The 25,187-nt window shown below is 60.5% G+C and carries 22 protein-coding genes; 17 read left to right on the top strand and 5 right to left on the bottom strand.

Going from position 1 to position 25,187, the window contains the following annotated elements; all coding sequences use genetic code 11:
* Positions 1-5: 5 nt before the first annotated feature.
* Positions 6-1,433 carry a polysaccharide biosynthesis/export family protein gene (locus AC2GXZ_RS00830; RefSeq protein WP_483757231.1) on the bottom strand — a complete coding sequence of 476 codons (1,428 nt, stop codon included), beginning with the start codon at positions 1,431-1,433 and terminating at the stop codon, positions 6-8.
* A gap of 80 nt (positions 1,434-1,513) precedes the next feature.
* Positions 1,514-2,194 (bottom strand): sugar transferase, encoded by a 681-nt coding sequence (locus AC2GXZ_RS00835; RefSeq protein ID WP_483757232.1) that lies wholly within the window; start codon positions 2,192-2,194, stop codon positions 1,514-1,516.
* Positions 2,195-2,920: 726 nt separating this feature from the next.
* Between AC2GXZ_RS00835 and AC2GXZ_RS00840 the strand changes: the two genes are divergently transcribed.
* Both AC2GXZ_RS00840 and AC2GXZ_RS00845 read left to right on the top strand, forming a co-directional pair.
* Positions 2,921-3,214, top strand: a complete 294-nt coding sequence (locus AC2GXZ_RS00840; protein ID WP_483757233.1) for an exopolysaccharide production repressor protein — start codon at positions 2,921-2,923, stop codon at positions 3,212-3,214.
* A gap of 175 nt (positions 3,215-3,389) precedes the next feature.
* A complete protein-coding gene (locus tag AC2GXZ_RS00845; protein WP_483757234.1) occupies positions 3,390-4,397 on the top strand; it encodes a glycosyltransferase family 2 protein in 1,008 nt (335 codons plus the stop codon).
* A 71-nt stretch (positions 4,398-4,468) separates the two neighbouring features.
* Here AC2GXZ_RS00845 and AC2GXZ_RS00850 read toward each other — a convergent pair whose 3' ends face one another.
* Positions 4,469-5,431 carry a glycosyltransferase family 2 protein gene (locus AC2GXZ_RS00850; RefSeq protein WP_483757235.1) on the bottom strand — a complete coding sequence of 321 codons (963 nt, stop codon included), beginning with the start codon at positions 5,429-5,431 and terminating at the stop codon, positions 4,469-4,471.
* Here AC2GXZ_RS00850 and AC2GXZ_RS00855 point away from each other — a divergent pair.
* From AC2GXZ_RS00855 to AC2GXZ_RS00910, 12 genes are all read left to right on the top strand, one after another.
* Positions 5,415-5,573 carry a hypothetical protein gene (locus AC2GXZ_RS00855; RefSeq protein ID WP_483757236.1) on the top strand — a complete coding sequence of 53 codons (159 nt, stop codon included), beginning with the start codon at positions 5,415-5,417 and terminating at the stop codon, positions 5,571-5,573. The two genes, AC2GXZ_RS00850 and AC2GXZ_RS00855, sit on opposite strands and share 17 nt — an antisense overlap.
* Before the next feature lie 219 nt (positions 5,574-5,792).
* Positions 5,793-6,701 carry a glycosyltransferase family 2 protein gene (locus AC2GXZ_RS00860; protein ID WP_483757237.1) on the top strand — a complete coding sequence of 303 codons (909 nt, stop codon included), beginning with the start codon at positions 5,793-5,795 and terminating at the stop codon, positions 6,699-6,701.
* A 108-nt stretch (positions 6,702-6,809) separates the two neighbouring features.
* Positions 6,810-8,321, top strand: coding sequence for a lipopolysaccharide biosynthesis protein (locus tag AC2GXZ_RS00865; RefSeq protein ID WP_483757238.1), 1,512 nt, complete (start codon positions 6,810-6,812; stop codon positions 8,319-8,321).
* A gap of 42 nt (positions 8,322-8,363) precedes the next feature.
* Entirely contained in the window at positions 8,364-9,392 is a 1,029-nt protein-coding gene (locus AC2GXZ_RS00870) for a polysaccharide pyruvyl transferase family protein (RefSeq protein WP_483757239.1), read from the top strand.
* Between the two features lie 609 nt (positions 9,393-10,001).
* A complete protein-coding gene (locus tag AC2GXZ_RS00875; protein ID WP_483757240.1) occupies positions 10,002-11,108 on the top strand; it encodes an acyltransferase family protein in 1,107 nt (368 codons plus the stop codon).
* A 3-nt stretch (positions 11,109-11,111) separates the two neighbouring features.
* A complete protein-coding gene (exoK, locus tag AC2GXZ_RS00880) occupies positions 11,112-11,903 on the top strand; it encodes an endo-1,3-1,4-beta-glycanase ExoK (RefSeq protein WP_483757241.1) in 792 nt (263 codons plus the stop codon).
* Between the two features lie 73 nt (positions 11,904-11,976).
* A complete protein-coding gene (locus AC2GXZ_RS00885) occupies positions 11,977-13,170 on the top strand; it encodes a glycosyltransferase (protein ID WP_483757242.1) in 1,194 nt (397 codons plus the stop codon).
* 8 nt (positions 13,171-13,178) lie between these two features.
* Positions 13,179-14,261 carry a glycosyltransferase family 2 protein gene (locus AC2GXZ_RS00890; protein WP_483757243.1) on the top strand — a complete coding sequence of 361 codons (1,083 nt, stop codon included), beginning with the start codon at positions 13,179-13,181 and terminating at the stop codon, positions 14,259-14,261.
* Complete coding sequence (locus AC2GXZ_RS00895) at positions 14,258-15,187, top strand: glycosyltransferase family 2 protein (RefSeq protein ID WP_483757244.1); 930 nt, start codon at positions 14,258-14,260, stop codon at positions 15,185-15,187. The genes AC2GXZ_RS00890 and AC2GXZ_RS00895 overlap by 4 nt, the downstream gene beginning before the upstream one ends.
* A complete protein-coding gene (locus AC2GXZ_RS00900; protein WP_483757245.1) occupies positions 15,184-16,140 on the top strand; it encodes a glycosyltransferase family 2 protein in 957 nt (318 codons plus the stop codon). The genes AC2GXZ_RS00895 and AC2GXZ_RS00900 overlap by 4 nt, the downstream gene beginning before the upstream one ends.
* Positions 16,141-16,185: 45 nt before the next feature.
* A complete protein-coding gene (locus AC2GXZ_RS00905; RefSeq protein WP_483757246.1) occupies positions 16,186-17,091 on the top strand; it encodes a UTP--glucose-1-phosphate uridylyltransferase in 906 nt (301 codons plus the stop codon).
* A 140-nt stretch (positions 17,092-17,231) separates the two neighbouring features.
* On the top strand, positions 17,232-19,571 hold the full coding sequence (locus AC2GXZ_RS00910; RefSeq protein ID WP_483757247.1) for a polysaccharide biosynthesis tyrosine autokinase: 2,340 nt from the start codon (positions 17,232-17,234) through the stop codon (positions 19,569-19,571).
* Between the two features lie 54 nt (positions 19,572-19,625).
* Here the strand turns inward: AC2GXZ_RS00910 and AC2GXZ_RS00915 are convergent, their stop codons facing one another.
* On the bottom strand, positions 19,626-20,222 hold the full coding sequence (locus AC2GXZ_RS00915; protein WP_483757248.1) for a TetR/AcrR family transcriptional regulator: 597 nt from the start codon (positions 20,220-20,222) through the stop codon (positions 19,626-19,628).
* Positions 20,223-20,446: 224 nt separating this feature from the next.
* Here AC2GXZ_RS00915 and AC2GXZ_RS00920 point away from each other — a divergent pair, with 224 nt between their 5' ends.
* The 3 genes from AC2GXZ_RS00920 to AC2GXZ_RS00930 are packed head-to-tail and all read left to right on the top strand — an operon-like array spanning position 20,447 to position 24,257.
* Complete coding sequence (locus AC2GXZ_RS00920) at positions 20,447-20,944, top strand: (2Fe-2S)-binding protein (protein ID WP_483757249.1); 498 nt, start codon at positions 20,447-20,449, stop codon at positions 20,942-20,944.
* On the top strand, positions 20,944-21,969 hold the full coding sequence (locus AC2GXZ_RS00925; RefSeq protein ID WP_483757250.1) for an FAD binding domain-containing protein: 1,026 nt from the start codon (positions 20,944-20,946) through the stop codon (positions 21,967-21,969). Before AC2GXZ_RS00920 ends, AC2GXZ_RS00925 begins: the two co-directional genes overlap by 1 nt.
* Positions 21,966-24,257 (top strand): xanthine dehydrogenase family protein molybdopterin-binding subunit, encoded by a 2,292-nt coding sequence (locus AC2GXZ_RS00930; RefSeq protein WP_483757251.1) that lies wholly within the window; start codon positions 21,966-21,968, stop codon positions 24,255-24,257. The genes AC2GXZ_RS00925 and AC2GXZ_RS00930 overlap by 4 nt, the downstream gene beginning before the upstream one ends.
* Positions 24,258-24,430: 173 nt before the next feature.
* On the opposite strand, the gene AC2GXZ_RS00935 is transcribed toward AC2GXZ_RS00930, so the two are convergent.
* Entirely contained in the window at positions 24,431-25,099 is a 669-nt protein-coding gene (locus tag AC2GXZ_RS00935; protein ID WP_483757252.1) for a sulfite oxidase-like oxidoreductase, read from the bottom strand.
* Between the last annotated feature and the right edge of the window lie 88 nt (positions 25,100-25,187).

The following is a 25,187-nucleotide window of genomic DNA, read 5'->3' on the forward strand; positions in this document are numbered from 1 at the left end:
CACCTCTACTGCATCAGCAGTTCTGACGATACCTTGATCACGTCGCCGGGGCGAAGCGTGGCATTCTCGTCGACGCTGATCTGCTTGGGCCCGTCGCTTGTCTCCCTGACGATCGTGTACTTGATCAGGGCATCCTTGGCGGACGGATCGAACTTCATCGCCTCGGCCGACTGGGCAAGGGCCTCGGACATCAGCTGGCGGCCGGTGGACAATTCCAGCCCCAGCTTTTCGAGCTGTGCCTCGGTGTCCTGAAGTTCCTGGGCGCGTTGGGCGTCCCAGTCGTTGCGCAGATTGATCTCGTCCTGATTTGCCTTGGTGATATCCTGCTTGGCACGCAGTGCGGCGGTATCGGTATCCAGCATGTTGGATTCGAGGTCGGATGCCCGCTCTTCGGCTGAAAGACGGCGGCTCGAGGTCGCAAGGCCCTGTTCGGACAGCTTGGTCATCCGGTCGCGGTCGTCATTGAACAGCTGCATCTGACGCTGTTGGGTGTTCGATTTCTGCGCCAGCGACTGCACTTCGCTGTTGAGCAGCGTCTTGAGATCGGCAAGCGCCGTCAACTGGGCTTCGTAGCGTTGCCGCCTCGATTTCATCAAGGCCGCCTCACTTGCCATCAATTCCTTGGCGTTGGGGAGATCCTTTATCTCCGCCGGGATCGACAGTTCGGTTGTGTTCGAAATTTCCGCGACCAACCGCGCATGGCGGGCGATCAGGCGCCCCCGTTCGGAATCGCTGACCTGGAAATCGCCGCGGGCCCGGATGAAGTCACGGGCAAAACGCTGGCCGGCGTCGGATTTTCGCAAGCCACCCGAAAGGCTGACGGCCTTGAGGACAGTCAGGTTCGGCGAATAGGGATATTCTCCCGGCTTGTCGACATCGCCTGCGAGGAAGACCGGACGGAATTGTGAGATCTCGACAGACGCGGAGGGAAGATTGCGCAGGGCGAATTTGCTTTGAAGCTCCTTGCCGATCATTTCGGCAACATCGCCGGTCGTCTTTCCGGCCGCGTCGAGATCGCCGATAAAGGGAAGCGAAAGGGCGCCCGACGGTCCGACCGTGTAATCGCCGCTGACGGCGTCCCAGTCACGGATGCTGCCATCGGCCGGCTGCCATTCGGCAACACGGATCTTAAGCTTGTCCATGACGCCGAGGCGATAGGCGCCTTCCTTGCCCTTGGCAGTATCCGCAGCGGCAGCAGTGGACGCTGCCGTCTGTGCCGGCGCTGCTGCAGCCGGTGCCGGGGATGTCGCAGGTGCCGGTGACTGCGCCGATGCTGCGGCCTGGGCCTGCTGTACCGGCTTGCTGGTCTTCGCCTGCGATTGGGCCTTGGCGGCGTCCTGCGCGATCGCTGATGTGGCAAGCGACAAAACAAGAGTTCCCGCCGCTATTGCCAGCGTCGGGAAGCCGCGAGAAAGGACCGGTCGGATATCCATTCGATCTCCTAGGTTCTGGTATTGCGTGGTGGATATGGCGCGCCGGAAGGACCAGTCAACGGCGCGCTTCAGGACGGTCCTCAGTAGCTTCCGCGAGCAAGGCAGACAGCCGGGATCGTCCGTAGAATGATCGACACGTCGCTGAACAACGACCAGTTCTGGACGTATTGCGTGTCGAAAGCGATGCGGGTTTCGTAGGAGACGTCGTTACGACCGCTGATCTGCCACAGGCCGGTCAGGCCAGGACGGGTCTGCAGATAGTAGACGGCGAAGCTGTCATAGACTTTCAGCTCGTCATCGACCACCGGCCGTGGACCAACGACGCTCATTTCACCGCGAACGATATTGAGCAATTGCGGCAGTTCGTCGAGGCTGAGCTTGCGCAGCACACGGCCGACCGCAGTGACGCGGGGGTCGTCGCGAAGCTTTCTCGTCTGGCGCCATTCCTCAGCCGCCTCGGGATTGTCCCTGAGGTGATTGCGGAGGATTTCCTCGCCGTTGACCGCCATGGTGCGGAACTTGAGGCATTTGAAGGTCCGGCCCTTGTGGCCGATCCTGCCGTGGCCATAAAAGGCCGGGCCTTTGTCGGTGAATTTCACCAGTGCCATGATCATCAAGAAGATCGGGCTGAAAACGATCAGGGCCAAGCCCGCGGAAGTAACGTCGAACGTACGTTTCACAAGTCCGCCAATGGGCAGCGCCATGGCAGAATGATCCAGTTCGGATAGCGGCGTATCTGCCGAACGTGTCGCTGACTTCATAGAGAGGACTCCATTTAGGTTTTGCGATAGTCGGTGCCTTATCGGCGCATCACTGAGCAGTTATGTGATAATAAGTCTGTGTTCTGAATTTGATGCCAGACAAAAATTTTCGCGGCCATGATGGGAGTGCCCGGATCGGGTCCGGCGGAAGCGATGCGGTCACAGCTGCAGGTGGTGATCGTAAATATAAAGCCTTACACAAATACTACCGCGTGCCTGTAAAATTGAATCGATCTCGAATATTCTTCGTAATCGAAACTTGACGCGAATGTAATACCTGTCTCTGCGAGCGGCCAATTCATGCGTCGCTTCTTGGGGTTCAAGCCGAAAGTAGCTTGCTCTTGGGACCAAAGGCCTAGGCCTGCTGCACTGCAATACAATGGTGCGGCGCAAAACGCGCATGATCGCGCGGTGTGACCTTTGTAACAATAAGTGAACGGATAACGCGGCCCTGCGTGGGTCGACGGCGTCTCATTGTTCCAAGTGGCGGCAAATCCGGCGTAAATGTGGCAAAAATGTGGTGTATCGATGTGGTAACAGGGTATTGAACCGTTTTAAACGCAGCTATTGGGTCCGGAAACGAATCTTACAAAAGATTAACTGGCCAAAATTTGTGACCGCGTGAAAATCTTGAAACCTCTCCGTTTGAGCCGTAATGTAGAGGCGGCGGGAGTGGATCGATCAAGTCGATAAAACCATAAGAAAATCTCCCCGGGAGGAATGAGCATGTACGCACCACGCGTGTTCGTCAGCATTATAGGCACTCTTGCCGTGTTTGCGGTGGCTACGTATGTGATGACGGGTTCCTTTCTGACCGCGCTGACAGAAACTATTCTTTGCGCGGTAATACTTCAGGTCGGTTATTTCGTCGGCATCCTCTATCTGGTTCGGCGCGAGGCGCAGCAGAAGGCCGCCACCCGCCCGGTGGATGTCGCCGCGAACAAGCCGAGGGCCGAACAGCCCAGCCGCGAGAACATCACCGCAGATGCCGCGGCAAGGATGCACATTCACGACCGGTAACGTTTCCGTCAGGCCCTGGCTGTCTCGACCGCTGCCGGATCATCCGGAGATCGGTCGGGTTGGACAATTTTGCCGGGATGTCGCCCCCCCGAAATTTAGCCCTTTCACATCGCTGCCATTTTCCTAAGCTTGATAGTCTGCTCTATGGGGCACGATACAGGCGATGGAGAAGGTTATGGCTTTATCCGAGATTCAAACGATCTGCGTCATCATCGCGGCGAAAAACGCTGCCGATACGATAGGGCTTGCCGTGGCATCGGCGCTGCGCGAGGACATGGTCTCGGAAGTCGTCGTTGTCGATGACGGTTCGAGCGACGGGACCGACAGGGCGGCACTTGCAGCCGATGACGGAAGCGGGCGCATCAAGATCATCTCGTTCGAGAAAAATCGTGGCCCGTCGGCTGCCCGCAACGCGGCGATCGCGCAATCCACCGCGCCGCTGATCGCCATTCTTGACGCGGATGATTTCTTTTTTCCAGGGCGTTTTGCGCCGATGCTTGCCGAGAGCGACTGGGATTTCATCGCTGACAACATCGCCTTCGTCGCCGATCCGGCTGCGCTGGCGTCGCCTGCACGTTTCCAGTCGAGGGCGCGCAGCATGTCTCTCGTCCAGTTCGTCGAAGGCAATATTTCCCTGCGCGGAAAGCCGCGGGGCGAGACCGGCTTCCTAAAGCCCGTGATGCGTCGGTCGTTCATCGTCGGCAATGGCCTTGTCTATGACGAGCAGCTTCGGCTGGGTGAGGATTATGATTTTTACGTGCGGGCGCTGGTGCTCGGAGCGCGTTACAAGGTGATCGAACATTGCGGCTATGGCGCCGTCGTGCGCGGCGATTCGCTCAGCAGCCGGCATCGGACGGAAGACCTGATGCGGCTTTACGAGGCCGACAATGCCATTCTTGCGTCACCGGCGCTGCCACGGGATGCCCGCGACGTGCTCATCCAGCACCGTGATCATATCCGCGGCCGCTACGAGTTGCGGGCGTTTCTGGACGTGAAGCGGGAGATGGGCAAGGGCGGTGCCATCCGGCATATGCTGGCCCGGCCAAGTGCCATTCCGGCAGTCGCCATCGGCATCTTCCACGATAAATACGATGCGCTTCGGCGAAACAATGCCTCGTCGGCGGCATCCCTGCCAACCTCGCCGCGTTATCTTCTCGCTGGCGTTCCAGTGACCAGCCCGTAAGGACCGTCACGCAAAAGCCTGAGCGGAGCCGAGACACCGCGGGGGAGGGGCGGCTTGCCCCGCCTTGCGGCTCATCCCATGCGCAGCTTGCCAGTGCCAAGGCGCATGGCGGCGCCGAGTATGGCCGGGTCACGCATAACCCAACGCGCCAGCAGGCCGAAATCCGGCGACTGGCGTCGTTTTAGCCGGCCAGCCTGGCTCCAAAGCGCCTGGCGGCGGGTGGTGTCCTTGTAGACGGCGATCGAGGCAACGTCTTCGGGCCGGCTTTCGAAACGTTTCTGCAGCGTATCCAGCGCGACCAGCGTGTTGAATTGCTGCTTGAGGAATAGCGGCGACTGATTGTCGATGCCGTGGAAGATGTTGACCCCCATTCCACGGGCCGCGCCGGCTGTATCGCACAACACGGTGCGGCGCGATTTGAGGATACAATCGGCAAAGAAAAGCACGTCTTCTGCCGCCAGACGCAGCACCGGATCGAACCTTACGGTCTCGAACAGCGGCCGCGCGATCACCATGCAGCTTAAGTGCAGGAAAGCCCAGTCCTTGAGCATGACGCTGGCGAGATTGGGGATTTCCAGCACAAGCGGATCCAGCGACAGCGTGTCGCCGCCTTCCTTCTCCGCCAGTTTGGCCATGCCGTAATGGTAATAAAACTCTGCGCTGTCCTGCATCGAGGCCCAATAACAATCGGCGCCGAAGCGGGTCATGAACTCATGGGCATTTCTCAGGTGGTCCGCCAGCCACATGTCGTCCGAATCGAGCAGGGCAACAAATTGCGTGTCGGCCGGGACATTGTCGAGACCGGTGTTCCGGGCCGCGCCCGGTCCGCCGTTCTTCTGCTCGACGACGCGGATCTTCGCCATCCATTCGGCCGGTGCGTCCTTGAGTTCGACAGCGGCGGGCAAGGGTGATTCGTCGTCAACGATAACGATGTCGAAATCCTCGAAACTCTGCGCGAAGATCGAGGTCAGAGCGCGGGACAGAATGCCTGCTTCTCTTTGGTAGAAGGGAATAACGATGGTGAATTTTGCCATGTTGTCTCAGCCCCCGTTGATCGGAAAGGTGGCGATCGGGCTTATCTGCCCAGTCGCTGCTTGCTGCGACCATCGCGACCATCCACCATTTTTGCAACGCGAAAAAGAAGACGAGAACTACGGCAAAAGCAAGAGCGGCTGAAACTGCAAGCCATTGAACCAAAAGGATACGCCGGGTCCGCGCGATTAACCCGGCGCTTGGCATAGGGCTTTTGGCCGTGTTGTAAAAACATGAAAATAACACATTTTCAGCTTCTCTCTGCGGGACAAATGTGTTGCAGTGCAATAACGAGCCGTGCCGAAGGGCGGTGCCCAAAGGCGCCATTCGTCGGAAATTGATCTGATCGTTGAAGGGAACGCGATGCTCCCCCAGGCTGTTGATTTCAGTGTCGTCATCTCGTCCAGAAACAGGGCGCACGCGCTGTCTGGATGTTTCGATGCGCTGACCAGAGCTGCGCTGAATGCGACAGACATGTCGCTGGAACTGGTTTTCGTCGACAATAATTCCACCGATGGAACGTCGGATATCGTACGCCAATGGAGCGCATCGGCGCCCATGCCGGTGACGATCGTGCATGAAACCAAGCCCGGCCTGTCAAATGCCCGCAATGCCGGCATCACCGCCGCCAGGGGCCGTATCCTTGCCTTTACCGATGACGACTGCGAAGTCGCACCGGACTATTTCAACGTGCTGGCCGGTCTGTTTGCCGATGACGATGTGATCGTCATGCGCGGTGGCCGGGTCGATCTCGGCGATGACCGCGATCTGCCGATCACCATCAAGACCGATTCCGAGCGCGCGGTGCTGACCCATGATCTGCATGCGGGCGGCTTCATCCACGGCTGCAACATGGCGTTCCCGAAGGCCCTGGTCGAAAAGATCGGGTTGTTCGATCCGCGTTTCGGGGCCGGCGCCGAGTTCCGTTCCGGCGAGGATACCGATTACATCCACCGGGCTTTTGCCGCGGGGATTGCGGTCGAATACCGGCCCGAACTCAAGGTCAAGCATTTCCATGGCCGGCGCGAGCTGAAGGATATCGAGAAGCTGCATAACGGCTATTCCTATGGAAACGGTGCGCTTTACGCCAAATACATGTTCGACCGCCGCTCCAACATGCGGGGCATGCTTCGGTGGGATATCCGCCAGGCGGTGAAGGAGATCTTCGGCGGACGCAAGCTGGATGCCGCGATGGGGCTGACCTATCGCGCGACCGTGCAGCAGAACCTTGCCGGGGTTATCGCTTATTGGCGCCGGCCGACGGCGTCTTGAGGCAAGCGCCTCGATATTGCCGGACCATTGCGCGGCTTTCACATTCGCATCTTAAGCATGTCGCGCCTCGTTCTATTGTAGTCGTCGATTCAATCGATTGGATTGTTCATGGAAGTTAGTGCCGCCGAAGTGAGCGCTGTCGAAAGTGGCGAGCTGAAGAAAAAAACCGCAACGTCGATCCTCTGGTCGATCGTGCGCGTCGGCTGGAGCACGGTCGCGACCTTCATCATCTTCCTCGTGCTGGCCCGGATCCTGGGGCCGGCCGATTTCGGCACGTTTGCGCTCGCAAGCCTGTTCGTGGAAATCGGCAGGGTGCTTGCCTATGCCGGCCTCGGTGATGCCGTGACCCGGCAGCTCGAACTCGACGAGGAACTGGCGGATACGGCCTTCTGGGCGTCGCTTGCATTCAGCGTCACGGTCGCGGCGATCATCTTTTTCGCCGCTCCGGCCTATGGCGAGCTGGTCAGGGATCCGGCCGTCGTGCCGATCCTCGAATGGCTGGCACCACTTTTGCCGTTGTCATCGCTTGCCGTCATCCACAATGCCCGACTGGCGCGCGATTTCGGCCACAAGAACCTTGCCGCGCAGAGCATTGCCGCAAGCCTGCTCTCCGGTGCGACCGCGGTCGCTGCGGCTCTCCTCGGCTGGGGTGTCTGGTCGCTGGTGGCGCAGACGGCCGTCAATGCGGTCGTCATCGTGGTTCTCGGCTGGCTGTCCTATCGCTGGATCCCGAAACTGCGGTTCAACTTCACCATCTTCAAGTCGATCTTCCTGTTCAGCATCAGCCTCGTCGTCAGCCAGCTTCTGTGGATGCTTTTGGCGCGTGTGCAGGACATCTTCATCTCGCGCTGGTACGGCTCGGTCGAGGTCGGGCGTTACCGGATTGCCTGGCGGCTGATCGAGCTGATCTCGCAGGCGGTGCTGTCGCCGATCGGTAGCGTGGCGCTGGTGACGCTGTCCAAGCTGCAGAACGATCGGGTCGCCTTCCGCAATGCCTATAACCGGATCGTCAGCCTGGCCGCGCTCGGCACATTCCCGCTTCTGCTCGGTTTCGGGGCGCTGTCCGACCAGCTGATCGTTTTCCTGTTCGGCGATAAATGGGGAAATGCCGGCGATGTCGCGACCGTGCTGGTGATGATGGCCGTACCGTTCGTGATGAACGTGTTTGCCTCCTCGGCGCTTGCGGCTGTCAACCGGGCCGAAAGCATCTTGTCCGTCGCGGCCCTGCAGCTTGCGCTGACAGTGGTGCTGACCTGGCTTCTTGTGCCTTACGGGATTATCGCGGTTGCCGCCGGTTACGCTCTGAGGGCGTGGCTGACCATGCCCTATCAGCAATATGTGCTGAAACGCTTCGCCGATATCGATCCGCTCGGGACGATGAAGGCGATCGCGATGCCATTTGCCGGATCTCTGGTGATGGCCGTCTGTGTGTGGTTCGCAAAGCCGGAAATCATGGCGCTCGTTACCCCGGCATGGCTTGGCACCGGTATCTGCATCGCGCTCGGCGCCGTCATCTATGCCGGGTTCATGCTTGTCTTCGCCTTCGGCATGATCCGGCCCTATCTGGCCATCGTCATGTCGATGGTGCCGTCGCGCTTCAGGCCTGTGGCCCAGAGATAAAATCCGTTCCGGAATTCAAGAGATTTACGTCAAGGAGAGATCATGCAGGAAACGAGCACGGCGACCATCAAGAGGCTTCAGGGGATTATCAGCGATCGCCTTGGAGATCTCATCGATCTGTCGGGACGTTACGCCCTTCTGGACTTCCCCAATCACTACAATATCGGGGACAGTGCGATCTGGCTCGGCGAACTTGCCTATTTCGACAAGGCGCAGTCGAAACCGGCCTTTGTCAGCGAGATCCGCACCTATCGCGAGGACCGGATGATGGCGGCGATCGGCGATGGCCAGATTCTGCTGCATGGCGGCGGCAATTTCGGCGATATCTGGCCGGGCTATCGCGAGTTTCGCGAGGACATGCTGACCCGCCACAAGGGCCGCCCGATCATCCAGATGCCGCAGACGATCCACTTCAAGAACCAGGAAAACGTCGAAAGCACCGCGCGGGCGATCGAAAAGCACGGCAATTTCACCCTGCTTGTGCGCGACAAGAAAAGCTTCGAATTCGCCACCAAATGGTTCCAGTGCGAGATCCGGCTTTGCCCGGACATGGCGTTTTGCATCGGCCCGGTCGCGCGCCCGGCGCCCAGCCATGACCTGCTGCTCAACCTGCGCGAGGATCAGGAAGTCGGTGCGCCGCACGATATCGCCCACGCCATGGCGCGCCCGAACGTGATCAAGGCCGACTGGCCGCTGGAAGACGAGGCTGAATACCAGAAGCGCACCAAGCGGGCTGCCATCATCAAGGCTTTGCTGCGCGGCAATGTCGGCGGGCGTGCCAAGATGACGGAGCTGACCTATCGGGAGCGTGCCGAACAGCGGTTCGAGCGCGGCGTGAAACTGCTCAGCTCTGCCAAGCAGGTGATCACCGATCGAATGCATGGTCACATCATGTGCCTGCTGCTCGATGCCGATCATTGCGTGCTCGACAACAGCTACGGCAAGACCAGCACCTTCATCGAGGCCTGGGGTACCTGCAACGGCGAGCGTGCGGCGATCGTACCGAGCGTCGACGAGGCCCTTTCGGTGCTTGATCGGCGCACGGCGATGAACCGCGCGACCGCCATCTGAGCCATACCTCAAGTTGATGGGCGCCGGACGGACGCACGGCCGGTGTTTCCGTCAGCTGGTTAAGAAAAATCTGAATTTTCCATATTTCCGCAGCCGGGCCCGTGAGGTCCGGCTGTTTTTCGTGACGTTTCCCGATCAGGGCGAAGTGCCGCGGCGGTGCTGGAATACCGGGTTGTGGAGCATGGGGCGAGATTGCGTCCCGTACTGATTCTGCCGCACGATCGCCAATATTTCGCCACAATTTGCCCTGTTTGGGTGAGGCTCTTCACACATGCTGCACAATCCCGCGAGAAAAAGTGATCGATTTTCCGATTTTGATTTATATTGCGATGCAGCAAATCTGGGTGAGCTATCCACCGTTAGCCCATGTTCCACAAGGGTTTCGAGCGAGTGGTGATCTATGATCAGCTATCGGAAACGGGGGTATGCAAGATTTCGCACCTCGCCTTTTTGCTGCAATGCCACATTTTGTTCCAAACTCCACGTGATGCTTGATCACTCATGCGGGCTCAAGTCTGCTCTGATTGAACTGGCGGTGGCGGGGGGCACTGCTCAAAAGGGGTGACTGGTTTGACTGTTGATCAAAACATTTCTTCCCGTATCAATTTGATGCGTATTCTGCTGATTTGCGGCATCGTCTTCGTGCACGTGCCGAGCGATCCCGAGACAAGTCCGTTTCTCGGTGGCAATGGATGGTTCGACTGGTTGCGCGTGTTTCTCGGCGACAGCCTGTTCCGGATCGGCGTGCCGTGCCTGAGCATGATCTCCGGCTATCTCCTGTTGCGCAAGGGGCAGGCCTCTTTCGACTATGGCAAGATCGTGCGCTCCAAGGCATTGACCGTGCTTCTGCCGTTCCTCTTGTGGAACCTCGGTCTTTTCTTCGTGGCGCTGGCGCTTCAACGCGTCGACATCACCGTCGGTTATCTTCCCGACCTGTGGAATTCTTCGTTCCGCGATCTGATGACCTATGGGTTGGCGACCGAAGGGCTGCCGATCAATGTGCCGCTTTATTTCCTGCGTGACCTCTTCGTCTGCATCCTTCTGTCGCCGATCCTGCTTTTCCTGATGCGGCGCGGGGCTGTGCCGACACTCGTCATACTCTTCCTTTTGGCGGTTATTCCCGATCTGAACCTCGGCATCGTCATCAAGAGGTCGATCCTGTTCAGTTTTGCGCTCGGCATGCATCTTGCCCTGCGCAAGGCCGATCTGAAGGCGCTGGACCGCTTCGCATTGCCGGGTACCGTCGCGACACTTGCCGGCGCCGTGGCGCTGTCGGTGGCGATCTACATGAACGGGCCGGAGTTCCCGTGGAGTGTCGATCTGGCCCGCAACGTCCTGTCGATCGTCGGCGCATTCGGTGTCTGGATGCTGTCGTCGATCGCGATCAGAAGCAGCCTCGGCCAGCGGCTTGCCGCAACCGGCAGTCTGAGCTTCTGGGTATTCTGCGCCCATTATCCACTGCTGGTGCTGATGTGGATGGTGTGGAACCGGGTCGGCACGGCCGGTACCTATCCGTTCTTCTATGTCGGCTCGGTTGTTACAGCGCTTGTCATCCTGGTGATCAGCAATGCCGTCATCATGCGGGTCGCGTCTCCCGTCTATCAGCTGCTGACCGGCAGCCGCGGACGAAGGGACAAGATCGCCAAATCCGTTTCGAGCCGTCCCGTCGGGTCTTCCGCCCCGATGGAGCCCAAACTGTCGCAACAGCGTAGGTGAACCATGACGACCATCTCGACAAAAATCCCGGCCGCCATCGTCTCTCTCGGCGTTTCCATGCTTGCAGCCATCGCGCCTGCGTCGGCGCAGGGTACGCTCAACAACAAGTCGTTCGTCGAAAATTTCGACAGTTTCGACCGCTCGTTCTGGTATGTCGCCGATGGCTGGAACAATGGCGCCCACCAGAACTGCACGTGGTCCAAGTCGCAGATCAATACTGCCGGCGGTACGCTGACGCTCAACCTGACCGAGGGGCAGTCGAAGGACCGGAAATATCTCTGCGGCGAAGTGCAGACCAAGTCGCGCTACAGCTACGGCACCTATGAGGTGCGGATGAAGGCGGCGACCGGCTCCGGACTCAACTCCGCCTTCTTCAGCTATATCGGTCCGACCGACAAGCAGCCCTGGGACGAGATCGACTTCGAGGTTTTGGGCAAGAACACCGGCCAGGTGCAGCTCAACCAGTATATCGGCGGCAAGGGCGGCAACGAGAAGCTGGTTCCGGTCGCCGGCGGCGCCGACCAGGGGTTTAACGACTATGCCTTCGTCTGGGAAAAGGACCGGTTGCGCTACTTCGTCAACGGCAAGCTCGTTCATGAGGTGACGGACGCGTCGAAGATCCCGACCCATGACCAGAAGATCTTCCTCAGCCTCTGGGGCACCGACACCCTGAAGGACTGGATGGGCCGCTTCTCCTATCAGGGGCAGGCGTCGATGGTCATTGACCGCATTTCCTTTACCGCTCCGGGCGATAAATGCCAGTTCCCGGAATCGGTGGCCTGCAATCTCGACTGAACCGTCCCGGCGGTTCGACGATTTCCTCGTTTGTCATAATGCGTTGAATTTTTCAGCACAGGAGCAGGCCCGTTTGAGCATCCACGTTCTCTACCTCGCCCACGATCTGGCCGATGCGGCCATCAGGCGGCGCGTGCTGACCCTCAAGGCCGGGGGCGCAGAGGTGACGGTTGCAGGCTTCACCAGGGGGCGTAACCTTTTGGAGGGCGAGACCGGTGTTCAGACGATCGTGCTCGGCACGACGTCCGACGGAAAATTCGTCCAGCGGATCGGTGCCATCGTCAAGGCGAGCCTCGGTCTCAAGGGCCGGCTTGCCGGGATCCGCAGGCCGGATGTCATCGTTGCCCGCAATATCGAGACACTCGCACTTGCAGGCCGCACGGCCGGGCTTTTCGATCATCACATGCCGGTCGTCTACGAGTGCCTCGATGTGCATCGCCTGATGCTCGACGAAGGCTGGAAGGGTCGGCTTGTCAGGGCGTTGCAGCGATATTTCGGCCGAAGGGCGCAACTGCTGATCACCAGTTCTCCGGCTTTCGTGGAACATTTCTTCAAGCCGCGCTCGGGGCTTTCGCTGCCGGTGCTGCTGATGGAGAACAAGGTTCTGGCGCTCGGGCCGGATGCCGCGCCGGCGCAGCAATTGCCGCGCCCGCCGGCGGATGGGCAGCCATGGCGGATCGGCTGGTTCGGTGCGATCCGCTGCCGCAAGTCGCTCGGCATCCTCACCGAGTTTGCCGCCCGTATGGATGGCAAGGTGGAAATCGTACTGCGCGGTCGTCCTGCCTATAGCGAGTTCGACGATTTCGCCCGCCTCGTCGCAGAGGCGCCGCATGTCACGTTTCACGGGTCCTACAAGAACCCGGAGGATCTCGCCCGCATTTATGACGAGGTGCAGTTCAACTGGGCGATCGACTTCTTCGAGGAAGGCCTGAATTCCGAATGGCTGCTGCCGAACCGGCTTTACGAAGGCGGGCTTTACGGCGCGGTGCCGATTGCATTGTCTTCGACCGAAACCGGACGTTTCCTGGCCCGTCGCGGCATCGGGATCACGATCGACAAGGCGACGCCGGATGTTTTGGAAATGCTTTTCAAAGAGATGACGGCCGAAGCCTATAAAGTTCAGTTTTCCCGGATCGCGGCCGTCGAGCGCGGTCAGTGGGTTACCGGACCGGCGGACTGCCGGGCACTCGTCGCTAAATTAGCAGCGTTAAAACCTGATTTACGCTCACCTGCTGAAATGCAGGCAGCATCAACCCTGCAGTCGTGAGGTGGAATATGGTAGAGAGTAGCATTCCCGGTTCCGGCATGACGAACCTTCAAGCCCAAGCCCAAGCCCAAGCCCAAGCCCAAGCCCAAGCCCAAGCCGAAGTTCAGGCGCGGGTAAGCCCGCGCGTCCTGCTCGTGATCCCCTGCCTCAACGAGGCGAAAACGATCGAGCCGCTTTTGCGCAAATTCGAAAAGCAGCGTGGGCAGACCGACATGCTGATCGTCGTTGCCGATGGTGGCAGTCGCGACGGAACGCCGGATATCGTTCGCAGGCTGATCGGCGAGATTGCCGATCTGGTGCTGCTCGACAATCCCAAGCGCATCCAGAGCGCTGCGATGAACCTGGCGATCAAGCAGTTCGGTGATGGACGCGACTATCTCATCCGCATCGACGCGCATGGCGACTATCCGGACAATTATTGCCAGGCGCTGATCGAGGAGGCCGTCGTCAACCAGGCGGATTCAGTCGTGGTCGGCATGGAAACGGTCGGCTTCGGCGCCTTCCAGCAGGCGGCCGCGATCGCCCAGAATTCGAAGCTCGGCAATGGCGGCTCCAAGCACCGCGCCGGCGGTGGTGGCGAATGGGTCGACCATGGCCATCACGCGCTGATGCGGATCGCGGCCTATCGCAAGGTCGGCGGTTATGACGAGAGCTTCAGCCACAACGAAGACGCAGAACTCGATTTCCGCATGCGGGATGCAGGTTATCGCATCTGGATGACCGGCAAGACTTTCATGACCTATTATCCGCGTTCCAGCGCCTCGGCGCTGTTTCGCCAATATCTCGGTTACGGCCGGGGCCGGGCGAAGAACCTGTTGAAGCACAGGGCTATCCCGAAGATCCGCCAGGCGATCCCGCTTGCGGTCGCGCCCGTCGTTGCCGGTGCGGTGCTGGCCTTGCTGCATTGGTGGGCGGCTGTGCCGGTCGCCGTGTGGATGGTCGCCTGCCTCGCTTATGGCGCCTATATGGCAATCGGCCAGCGGAACTCTATCGCGCTGTTTGCGTCTATCCCGGCAATGATCATGCATCTGGCATGGTCGGCAGGCTTCTGGATGGAACTGCTGCGTATCAAACGAAAGAAGGCCGCATGACGATCGATCCCGCTCCGGTCCGCATCGATATCGGTATCTGCACCTTCCGGCGTCCCGCGCTGCGGGACACGATGGAATCGCTGTTCAAGCTGGCGGTGCCGGAGGGGGCGACAGTGCGTCTTGTCGTTGCCGACAATGATGCGGTGCCGAGCGCCCGGGAACTGGTGGAAGCCTTGCGCGAACGCTCGCCGTTCCCGATCCTTTACGTCCATTGCCCGAAATCGAATATCTCGATCGCCCGCAATGCCTGCCTGACCTCGGCGGATGCGGATTTTCTCGCCTTTATCGACGATGACGAGACGGCGACGCCGGAATGGCTGGCCGCGCTTTACGACAAGGCGCGTGCGACGGGTGCCGATACCGTGCTCGGTCCGGTCAGGGCGATCTATGGCGACGACAGTGCCGCCTGGATGCGCGATGGCGATTTCCATTCGACCATGCCGGTCTGGGTGAACGAGCGGATCATCACCGGTTATACCTGCAACACGCTGCTCGACCTCAACTCGCCGCATGTCGCGGGGCGGCTGTTCGCACTGGCACTTGGCCAAAGCGGTGGCGAAGACACGCATTTCTTCTCACAGCTGACGGAAAGCGGCGGGCGGATCGAGTTCGCTGAAAAGGCGCTGGTCGTCGAGCCGGTGCCGGCAGGCCGGGCGAGCTTTTCCTGGCTCGCCAAGCGGCGCTTCCGCTCGGGCCAGACACATGGCCGGATCGTTGCCGCCAACAACCCGGGTGCCCGGCGCCTGCCGAAGGCACTGATCGCGGCGGTCAAGGCTTCCTATTGCGGGGCGATCGCGGCGGCCTTTACCCTGATGCCGGTCAGGCGCAATCGGTACGCGCTGCGCGGCGCGCTGCATGTCGGTGCCGTCATGGGCATGCTCGGGGTTCGCGAAATCCGCCAATACGGCACGACGGAGGCTGCATGATCGTCGATGCCTCGCGCCCGGATGTCAGCTTCATCATCGCGGCCTATAACGCCGAGGATACGCTGAAGCGTGCGATCGACAGTGCGCTGGCGCAGGTCGGCGTCACCGTCGAGGTGATGGTCATCGACGACTGTTCGACTGACGACACCGTCGAGATTGCCGAAAGCTACAGCGATCCTCGCGTGCGGTTGATCTGCCAGGCCGAGAATGGCGGACCGGGCAAGGCGCGCAACGCAGGCATCGCGGCGGCCACCGGACGATGGATCGCGACGCTCGATTCCGACGATGCGGTCAAGCCGGAGCGCATGCTGTCGATGATCCTGCATGCGAAATCGCTCGAAGCACAGATCGTGGTCGACAATGTCGATGTCGTGCCGCTGGAAGGCGGAGCGGCAAAGACGATGTTCGACAGAGAGCAGCTGGCAAAACAGCACCAGATCACGCTTGCCGAATTCATTGATTCCAACCTGGTCTTCAAGACCACGTTCAATTTCGGCTACATGAAGCCGATCTTTAACCGGGCTTTTCTGATCGAGAATGATCTCAAGTTCGATGACATGCTGAAGATCGGCGAGGACTATATCCTGTTCGCCTCGGCACTGGCCGCCGGCGGGCGGTGCGCAGTCGATCCGAATGTCGGTTATGTCTATTATCTGCGGCAGGGTTCGATATCGCGGGTGCTGAAACACCAGCACCTGGACGACATGCTGGAGGGAGATAACCGGTTCCTGTCACGTTACACGCTGGGTCCGGTTGAGATGGCGGCGCAGAAGCGCCGTACCCGCAGCATTATCGAGGCCCGCTCGTTTCTCACACTCGTCGACGAAGTCAAACGCAGATCCGTCGGCGGGTTCCTCAAAACGGCGATGCAAGCACCCGGGGCACTGAAACACTTCAGGATGCCCATTGCCGTTCGCATGCGCCGGTTCGCAAAGGCGGCCGGTGTCAACTAATCCTGCCGATTGAGGGCGGGGGCGCCCCCTAGAAAGGACGAAGGAATGGACTTGAAGAGACCAGTTCGCAAAGCCGTGATCCCCGTTGCAGGCAACGGGACCCGGTTCCTGCCCGCGACGAAGGCTATGCCGAAGGAAATGCTGACGATCGTCGATCGTCCGGTCGTGCAATATGCCGTCGACGAAGCCATGCAGGCGGGCATCGAGAACATCATTTTCGTCACCAGCCGCAACAAGACCGCCATCGAAGACTATTTCGACAGCAATCCGGAGCTGATTGCCAGCCTGACGCGTGCCGGCAAGACCGTGCAGGTGACGCAGCTCGAAAAGATGCTGCCGCTTGCGGGCACCGTCAGCTATACCCGCCAGCAAGTGCCGCTCGGCCTCGGCCACGCGGTCTGGTGCGCCCGTGAACTGGTCGGCGACGAGCCGTTCGCATTGCTTCTGCCCGACATGGTTTCCTACGGCACGCGCGGCTGCATGTCCGGCCTGGTGGACCTCTACGAGGAAGTCGGCGGCAATGTTTTCGCCGTCGAGCAGTGCGCACCGGAAGAAACGTCGAGCTATGGCGTCGTTGCCATCGGCCAGGACGTACGCCACGGCTTCCAGGTCACCGGCATGGTGGAAAAGCCGAAGCCTGCTGACGCGCCGTCGAACTATTACCTCAATGGCCGCTATATTCTGCAGCCACAGATCTTCGAGCTTCTCGAAAGCCAGGAGCGTGGCGCCGGCAACGAGATCCAGCTGACCGACAGCATGCAGAAACTGTTGAAGATGCAGCCGTTCCATGCTCATCCTTATCAGGGCCGGACATTCGACTGCGGTTCGAAGCGCGGCTTCATCGAGGCAAACGTCGCCTTCGCCATGATGCGTTCGGATATGAGCGGCGAGCTTGCCGTGACGATCAAGGAACTGCTGGATTCGCATGAGACGAAGGTGCGCGCGGCCTAAGCCCAGGCTGCGCAGACCATAAGGGGCCGGCCTCTCCCGCGTGCGCGTCTTTCGTGCACGACGTCGCCAAGGCCCGAATGAGATGGAGAACGGCGGAACATCTGCCTTTCTCCGACATTTTTCCCTAAGCGGACGAAAACATGGATCAGGCAAACTTCCGACCGATGACGATCTTTCAGAACGAACAGAAAGACCACGACACGTTCATCGATCTCGATAAGCTGTGGTCCGCAGCCATGCGCCGAATGGGAGTGATCGGTGTTTGCGTCGCGGTTATGGTGGTACTTGCAGGCATCTATCTGGTGTTTGCGCAGCCGATGTATACGGCGATGACGAACATCCTGATGGATGACAACCTGTCGCGTTATGCGGAGGATCAGGCCGATCCCCAGAGCGCCCAGATGCTCGACAACCAGATGTCGAGCGCGGTGGAGATCCTGAAGTCGAAGGAACTGGCGCTCAGTGTCGTCGACAAGGCAAAACTTGCCGATAACGATCTGATCGTCGATCCGCCGAAGTCGCCGGTCGATTACCTCAAGATCGCATTGAAGGGGGTCACCTCCCTGGTATCGTCCGGCAAGCCGGAACCGACGGAAGAACAGATCGCCGCCGGTCGCCGGGAAAAGGCCGCAGCGGTGATCCAGCAGGCGCTGACGGTCGACCGTATCGGCCGCAGTTCGGTTGTGTCACTGTCGATCAAGTCGCCCGACCCGCTTTTGTCGACGAAGATCACCAAGACCTACGCCGAATCCTATCTGACGGAACAGCTCAACGCCAATTTCGACGCGACCGAACGGGCAAGCGTGTGGCTGCAGGAACGCCTCAACGACCTCAATACCCGTGCCCAGCAGGCCTCTCTTGCCGTTGAACAGTACAAGCGCGAAAAAGGCCTCGTTTCGCCGCGCGGCGAGCTGCTTTCCACCCAGCAGCTTTCCGACCTCAACACTCAGCTGATCGTGGCGCAGGCCGATGCGGCAACCGCTGCGGCGCGCTACAACCAGTACAGGGCGATCATCGAAAAGGGTGCGGATGCGGCAGTGCAGAATGCCGTCGTCTCCAACCGAGATACCGACAACACGCTGATGCAGGATCTGCGCAAGCGCTATATCGGCATCAACGATCGCGAACAGGCCGTCATCCAGCAATTCGGTGCCGACCATCCGCAGGCGATTGCACTCAAGGCGGAAAAGCAGGATCTCGCCCAGCAGATCTTCCGCGAGCTGCAGCAGCTTACCGGCGGCTTCAAGAACGACGTCGACGTCGCTCAGTCGCGGGAACAATCGCTGAAGGACAATATTCACAAGGTTGCCGGCAACAATGCCGATGCCAATGTCAACATGGTGCAACTGCAGGAACTGGAGCAGAAGGCTGCGGCACTTCGCACGCTCTACGAATCCTACCTGCAGCGTTTCGAGCAGGCGTCGCAGCTGCAGTCGCTGCCGATTGCCAAGGCGCGGGTGATTTCCGAGGCTGGCGTTCCGATCTCTCCGTCCAGCCCTCGCAAGACGCTGACGATGGCGTTGTCGGTCGTGCTCGGCCTGCTGGTAGGCTGCGCCGTTGCAGCCGTCTTGGAACTGCGCGAGCGTTTCTTCCGCACTGGCGACGATGTTCAGCAGAAGCTCGGCATGCGCTTCCTCGGTTATCTGCCGCGGATCGCCGGTCCCGCCCGTGACGAGCCGCCGAAAAATGCGGCACCGGAACCGATCGACACGACAAATCTTCCGCCCGGTGATCCGATCTCGTTCCGTCGGATGATGCGGGTTGCCGTCGAGGCGCCGCGGTCGCAATTTGCCGAGACGCTGCGCAATACCAAGCTTGCCTGCGATATCGTCCTGCAGGGCAAGAAATGCTCGGTCATCGGGGTTGTTTCCTGCCTGCCGGGCGAGGGCAAGTCGACGGTTGCAGCCAATCTTGCCGGCCTGATCGCCTCAAGCGGTGCGCGGACGCTGGTCATCGACGCCGACCTTCGCAATCCCGGCCTGTCGAAAATGCTGGCGAGCGAGCCGGAAGTCGGTCTTGTCGACGTCATCCTCAACAAGACGTCGTGGACGAGCGTTGCGCGCGTCGATCGCCGCTCGCGACTGACAATCCTGCCGATGACGACACGCGGCCGCCAGGTGACCCATACGAGCGAGCTTCTTGCCTCGACGGGCATGAGCCAGTTCCTCGAAAGCATCAAGGAAACCTTCGACGTCATCGTCGTCGACCTTGCGCCGCTGATCCCGGTGATCGACGCGAAGGCTTTCGAACCCTATGCGGACGGTTTCGTGTTCGTTACCGAATGGGGCGCGACGCCGGCCAAGGCGGTGCAGAGCGTGCTGCAGTCTGAACCGCAGATCGCCGCGAAGACGATCGGCGTCATCCTCAACAAGACCAATCTTGCCGAGCTGCACAAATATGCCGATCCGGGTGCGCCCGAGAGATTGCGTGGCAACTACCTGTCCTACTATCGGGACTACAAGGAAGTTGCCGCCGAATGACAACGAAAAACGGCCCGGTCTTCCGGGCCGTTCTTGCATTGTGAGTTTCGATGCTCAGCGTATGACGCGCAGGCCGTCCATCAACAGGCCGATCAGGCGGTTCGCCCGTTCGCGCCATTCCGGCGTATCGGGGATCGAGTAGATGCTCGACAGGGCGTGCATCAGATCCATCTGACAGATATCGGTGCGGATCAGATGCTGGTCGCTCGCGGCCGTCAGGAGCTTGCCGAACGAGTCGCGGATGCGGCCGAAGCCTTCGGCGAACATATCGGACTTGGAACTGGCGATGATCTTGAGGCTGCTTGCCATGCCGCGCTTGGTCGCCATGTAGTTGACGAAGCGGAACATCCACTGTTCGAGAGCCTCATCCGCCGTCGCCGATGTGAGGGCGAGTTCGTCTGCGGCATCCGCAAGGTTCTGCAATTCGCGCCGGTAAACGATCTCGACCAGATGTTCGCGGGTCGGAAAATGCCGGTAAAGCGTGCCGATGCCGACGCCGGCCTTGCGGGCGATATCCTCAAGCGACGTCTCGACACCATTATCGGCGAAAGCCTGGGCTGCAACCTCGATCAGCTTGTCACGATTGCGGCGTGCGTCGGCCCTCAGCTTCGGCGATGTCAGATCGGCATTTTCCGGCGCGGCCGAGGTCAAATCCTGCTCCACTGAAATTACGGACTTGACGAAAGCCATCAAGTCACTAGTTTAAACGGAGGCGCCTCCGTTCGTGAGGTCTCTCTACTTTTTAAACCAGAAGTAGGGTGAATGTCATGCCGAAAACGTGGGCATGGGCTGAAAGAGCTTAACAAATAGAGCTCTCGACGAATTGATCAACTCGTAAAACGTAAATTTTCTCGCAATGGTAGCAGGAGGTTATCATGACACGAACGATTAACGTCAGTCTCGACATCAACGGGCAAAGGCATGAGCTCGATATCGAGCCGCGGATCACGCTTCTCGATGCCCTGCGGGACCATCTGGAACTCACCGGAACCAAAAAGGGCTGCGATCAGGGCCAGTGCGGTGCCTGCACCTGTCATGTCGACGGCGAGCGGGTGCTTTCCTGTCTTACCCTGGCGGCCCAGGTCGAAGGCCGTCAGGTCACCACGATCGAAGGGCTGGCGTCCGATGACGGGACCCTGCATGCGGTGCAGGCGGCCTTTCTTGAACATGATGCCTTCCAGTGCGGTTATTGCACGCCGGGCCAGATCATGTCGGCGGTCGCCTGTATCCGCGAAGGCCATGCCGGATCCGATACCGAAATCCGCGAATACATGTCCGGCAATCTCTGTCGCTGCGGGGCCTATAACAGCATCGTTGCGGCGGTGCGTGAGGCGGCGCGTTTCGCCGCCGGACACAAGGCGGAGGCAGCCTGATGCGAGATTTTTCCTACATCCGAGCCACATCCGCCGAAAATGCCCGTCGGGCATTGCTTGACGCAGGCGCGATGATCCTTGCGGGCGGCACGACGCTTCTCGATCTGGCCAAATGCGGCGTCGCCGAACCGGATCATCTGATCGACATCAGCCATCTGTCCGGTCTCGACGGGATCGAGGTCGATCAGGCGGCAGCGAGGGTCGGGGCGCTTGCCAGGATGAGCGCGGTTGCCGATCATCCGTCGATCCTTGCCGTGTTTCCGGCCGTGTCGCAGTCCCTGTCGCTCGCTGCCTCCGCCCAGCTTCGCAACATGGCGACGATCGGCGGCAACCTGATGCAGCGGACGCGATGTCCTTATTTCCGGGATCCTGCGACGTTCCCGGACTGCAACAAGCGCGAAGCCGGATCCGGATGTTCGGCGATCGGCGGCGTCACCCGCAATCATGCAGTGCTAGGCACAAGCGATGCCTGTATTGCCACCTATCCCGGTGACCTCGCCATCGCCCTTGTCGCCTTCGACGCCACGGTCGAGCTTTCCTCCGAGACCGGGTCGCGCAGCATGCCGGTCGAGGCGTTTTTCCTGGCACCCGGCGACACACCGGACAGGGAGACGGTCCTTGCGCCCGGCGAGATGATTACCGGAATATTCATCCCGGTTTCGCCGGCGGCAAAGAACTCGACCTATCTCAAGGTTCGTGACCGCCAGTCCTATGAGTTTGCAGCGGCAAGTGCCGCGGTCGGGCTTGAATTCGAAGCCGATGGCCGGACGGTGAAGGATCTTCGCGTCGCGCTTGGCGGTGTGGCGACCAAGCCCTGGCGTGCGCGTGCGGTAGAACAGGCACTGATCGGCAAGGCGCTGACCGATGATGCCATCGCCTCTGCCGCGCGGCTTGCGATCGAGGGTGCGGTTGCACAGCCGGCGCCATCCGGCGGTGGCAACCACTACAAGATCGAACTGGCGCCGCGCGTTGTCGCCCGTGCCATCCAGACAATTGCCCTCAAGATGGCGGGAGATCCGGCATGACCATTATGGAACCGAGAAAACACGGTAGTGCCGCTGATGGTATCGTCGGCGGACGCCTGTCGCGTTTCGAAGGCGAATTGAAGATCACCGGCGCGGCGACCTATGCGCTGGAATATCCGATCGAGAACGTCGCCCATGCGGTGCTGATCCAGAGCACGATCGCCAGCGGCCGTGTCCTGTCGGTCGACACGGCCCAGGCGCTTGCCGCACCCGGTATCTTGCTGGTGCTGACGCCGGAAGACGATCTGGGCCTGATGACGGCGTCTGACTGGTATGGAAACCGACCGGAGAACCAGCCCTTCCACCCGCTGCCGAAAATGGTTCGCTTTAACGGCGAGACGATCGTCGCTGTCGTTGCGGAAAGCCGCGAACAGGCGAATGAGGCGGCCAAGCTCATCCGGATCACCTATGAGGAGACGCCGGCGGTTGCCGATCTTGACGATCCGAAAGCCGGTGAAGGCAAACGTCTCGACGCAATGACCGTCGAGTGGGGCGATGCGGAAAAGGCGCTTGCAGCATCACCGGTGAGGATCGACGCCGAATATCGCAGCCCACGCGAATATCATGTGGCGATGGAGCCGCATGGTCTGGCAGCCCGTTGGGACGGTGACAAGCTGACCGTCTGGGAGCCGAGCCAGTGGACGCATGGCATGGCGCGAAATTATGCCGAATGGTTCGGCATTCCGCTCGAAGACGTGCGGATCGTTTCGCCGTTCATCGGCGGCGGTTTCGGATCGAAGGGCGTGGCGCTGCCCTATGGTGCGGTGGCGGTTGCCGCCGCCAGAAAGCTCGGGCGCGCGGTCAAGCTTGCCGTCACCCGGCCGCAGAATTTCACCAGCTATGGCGGCCGGGCGGCGACACGCCAGACCATCTCGCTCGGTGCGACGCAAGACGGCGTGCTGCAGGCGATCGTTCATCGTGGAGCGAGCGAGACCTCGACCTATATGGATTATCCCGAACAGACCGGGGCGGCGACGCCGATCCTTTACAAGGTCGAGAATTTTTCCTCCCAGACCCGCGTCGTGCCGGTCAATTCGGTCACGCCCGGCGCACTGCGCGGTCCAGGCAAAAACCCGAGCGCCTATGGGCTCGAAAGCGCCATCGAGGAGCTGGCCTACAAGCTCAACATGGATCCGCTGGAATTGCGGCTGAAAAACTATGCCGATCACGACTACCAGTCGGGCAAGCCATGGTCGACGCGGCGGTTGCGCGAGGCGCTGACCGAGGGAGCGCAGGCCTTCGGCTGGTCAAAACGCAGCCACACGCCGCGCTCGATGCGCGACGGCCGCACGCTGATCGGCTGGGGCATCGGCTGCGGCACTTTCCCGGTTCTGCGCGCGCCGAGTTCGGCGATGATCCGGGTGCTGAAGAACGGCCGGGTCGAGGTTGTCTCGGGGGCGATCGACATGGGGCAGGGAACCTATACGATCCTTGCCCAGACGGCGGCAGAGGCGCTTGGCATGCCGATCGATCAGGTGGATGTGGTGCTCGGCGACAGCCGCCTGCCGGGATCGGCGATTGCCGGCGGCTCGATGCTCGCCGGTTCGATCACCGGGGCCGTGCACAAGACGGCCAATGCCGCGCGTGAGGAACTGATCGGGCTTGCGCTCAACGACCCGAACTCGCCGCTGCGGCAGACCGGCGCCAATACGCTGGTTATCCGCGATGGCCGGATTTCGGTGGAAAGCGGCGATGGCCCGTCCATGTCGCTGCCGGACCTGCTGGCGGCGATCGGGCGTGACGAACTGGAAGTCACCCGCAATACGCTGCCGGATGACGCGCAGAGCCCCACCGACCATGCCAATGCCTGGACCAGCATGGGGCGTGTCCAGGGGCCGACCATGGGCGATTATTCGATGCATTCCTGGTGCGCCCATTTCGCCGAGGTGAGGGTGGACGAGGATTTCGGCACGGTGCGTGTTTCGCGCATGGTGTCGGCCTTCGATTGCGGCCGGCTCTATAATCCGAAGATGGTGGAAAGCCAGTGGCGCGGCGGCATCATCATGGGCATCGGCCAGGCGCTGCTCGAGGAAGGTCTCGTCGATCCGCGCAATGCCCGCACGATCAACAACAATGTCGGGGACTATCTCGTGCCGACCAATTCCGACATTCCCGATCTGCAGGTGATTTCGGTCGGCGTGCCGGATTACGAGGCGTCGGCGCTTGGCGGCAAGGGTGTCGGCGAAGTCGGCATCGTCGGGGTCGCCCCGGCAATCGCCAATGCGGTGTTCCACGCCACCGGCAAGCGTGTGCGAGACCTGCCGATCACGCTGGAAAAGCTGATTTAAAAGGTGCGGGAGGCTTGCCCCTCATCCGCCTGCCGGCACCTTCTCCCCGCAAGCGGGGAGAAGGACGGGTGTATCAGCGTTTCCGTTACCCCTCTCCCCGTCTACGGGGAGAGGGGGCGCCGAGCGTAGCGGAGGCGGGGTGAGGGGGCCGCGTGATCTACGGCCGCGTCCCTTCAATCGTCCGAATACCGCTCCTCGTTCCACGGGTCGCCACGCATGTGGTAGCCGTTTTTCTCCCAGAAACCGGCATGGTCCATGGCGACGAAGTCGATGCGTTTCAGCCATTTGGCGCTTTTCCAGAAATAGAGATGCGGCACGACGAGGCGCACCGGCCCGCCATGTTCCTCCGAAAGTGGCCGGCCTTCCCAATCCGTCACGATGATGGCGTCGGGTGCGGCGAAATCGGAAAGAAGAAGGTTGGTGGTGTAGCCGTCGTAACTGGTCAGCATCACCGCGACTGCCTCGTCTCTCGGATTGACGGCATCGAGGAAGTCGCGGGTCGCCACGCCCTTCCAGTTGTTGTCGTAACGCGACCATGTCGTCACGCAATGGATGTCGGACAGCGTTTCGGTCTGCGGCAGGGCCTGGAAGGCCGCCCAGTCGAAACTTTTCGGGCTATCGATCAGCCCGTAGATATCGAGCCGCCAATCCGCGGTCGCGACACTCGGTTGCTCGCCGAGATCGAGAACCGGCCAGTTCTTCACCAGATGCTGGCCGGGTGGCAGCCTGTCCGTTTCGGGCCGCGCATGGCGGCCGGTGAGGAATTTCCCCTCGTCGGCCCATTTGCGTTTGGTGACGGTGAGTTTGGAATCCGGCTGCCGGGCTTGGGTGTCTTCGGTCATAAGCGGGTCTCCGGTCGGTTATTCTTGCGTCTTGCGATAATCTGATCAACAAGAGTGGCAAATCAATCGCCCGTCTTTCAAAATCCGC

The sequence above is a fragment of the Aliirhizobium sp. YIM B11859 genome (genome assembly GCF_057163345.1).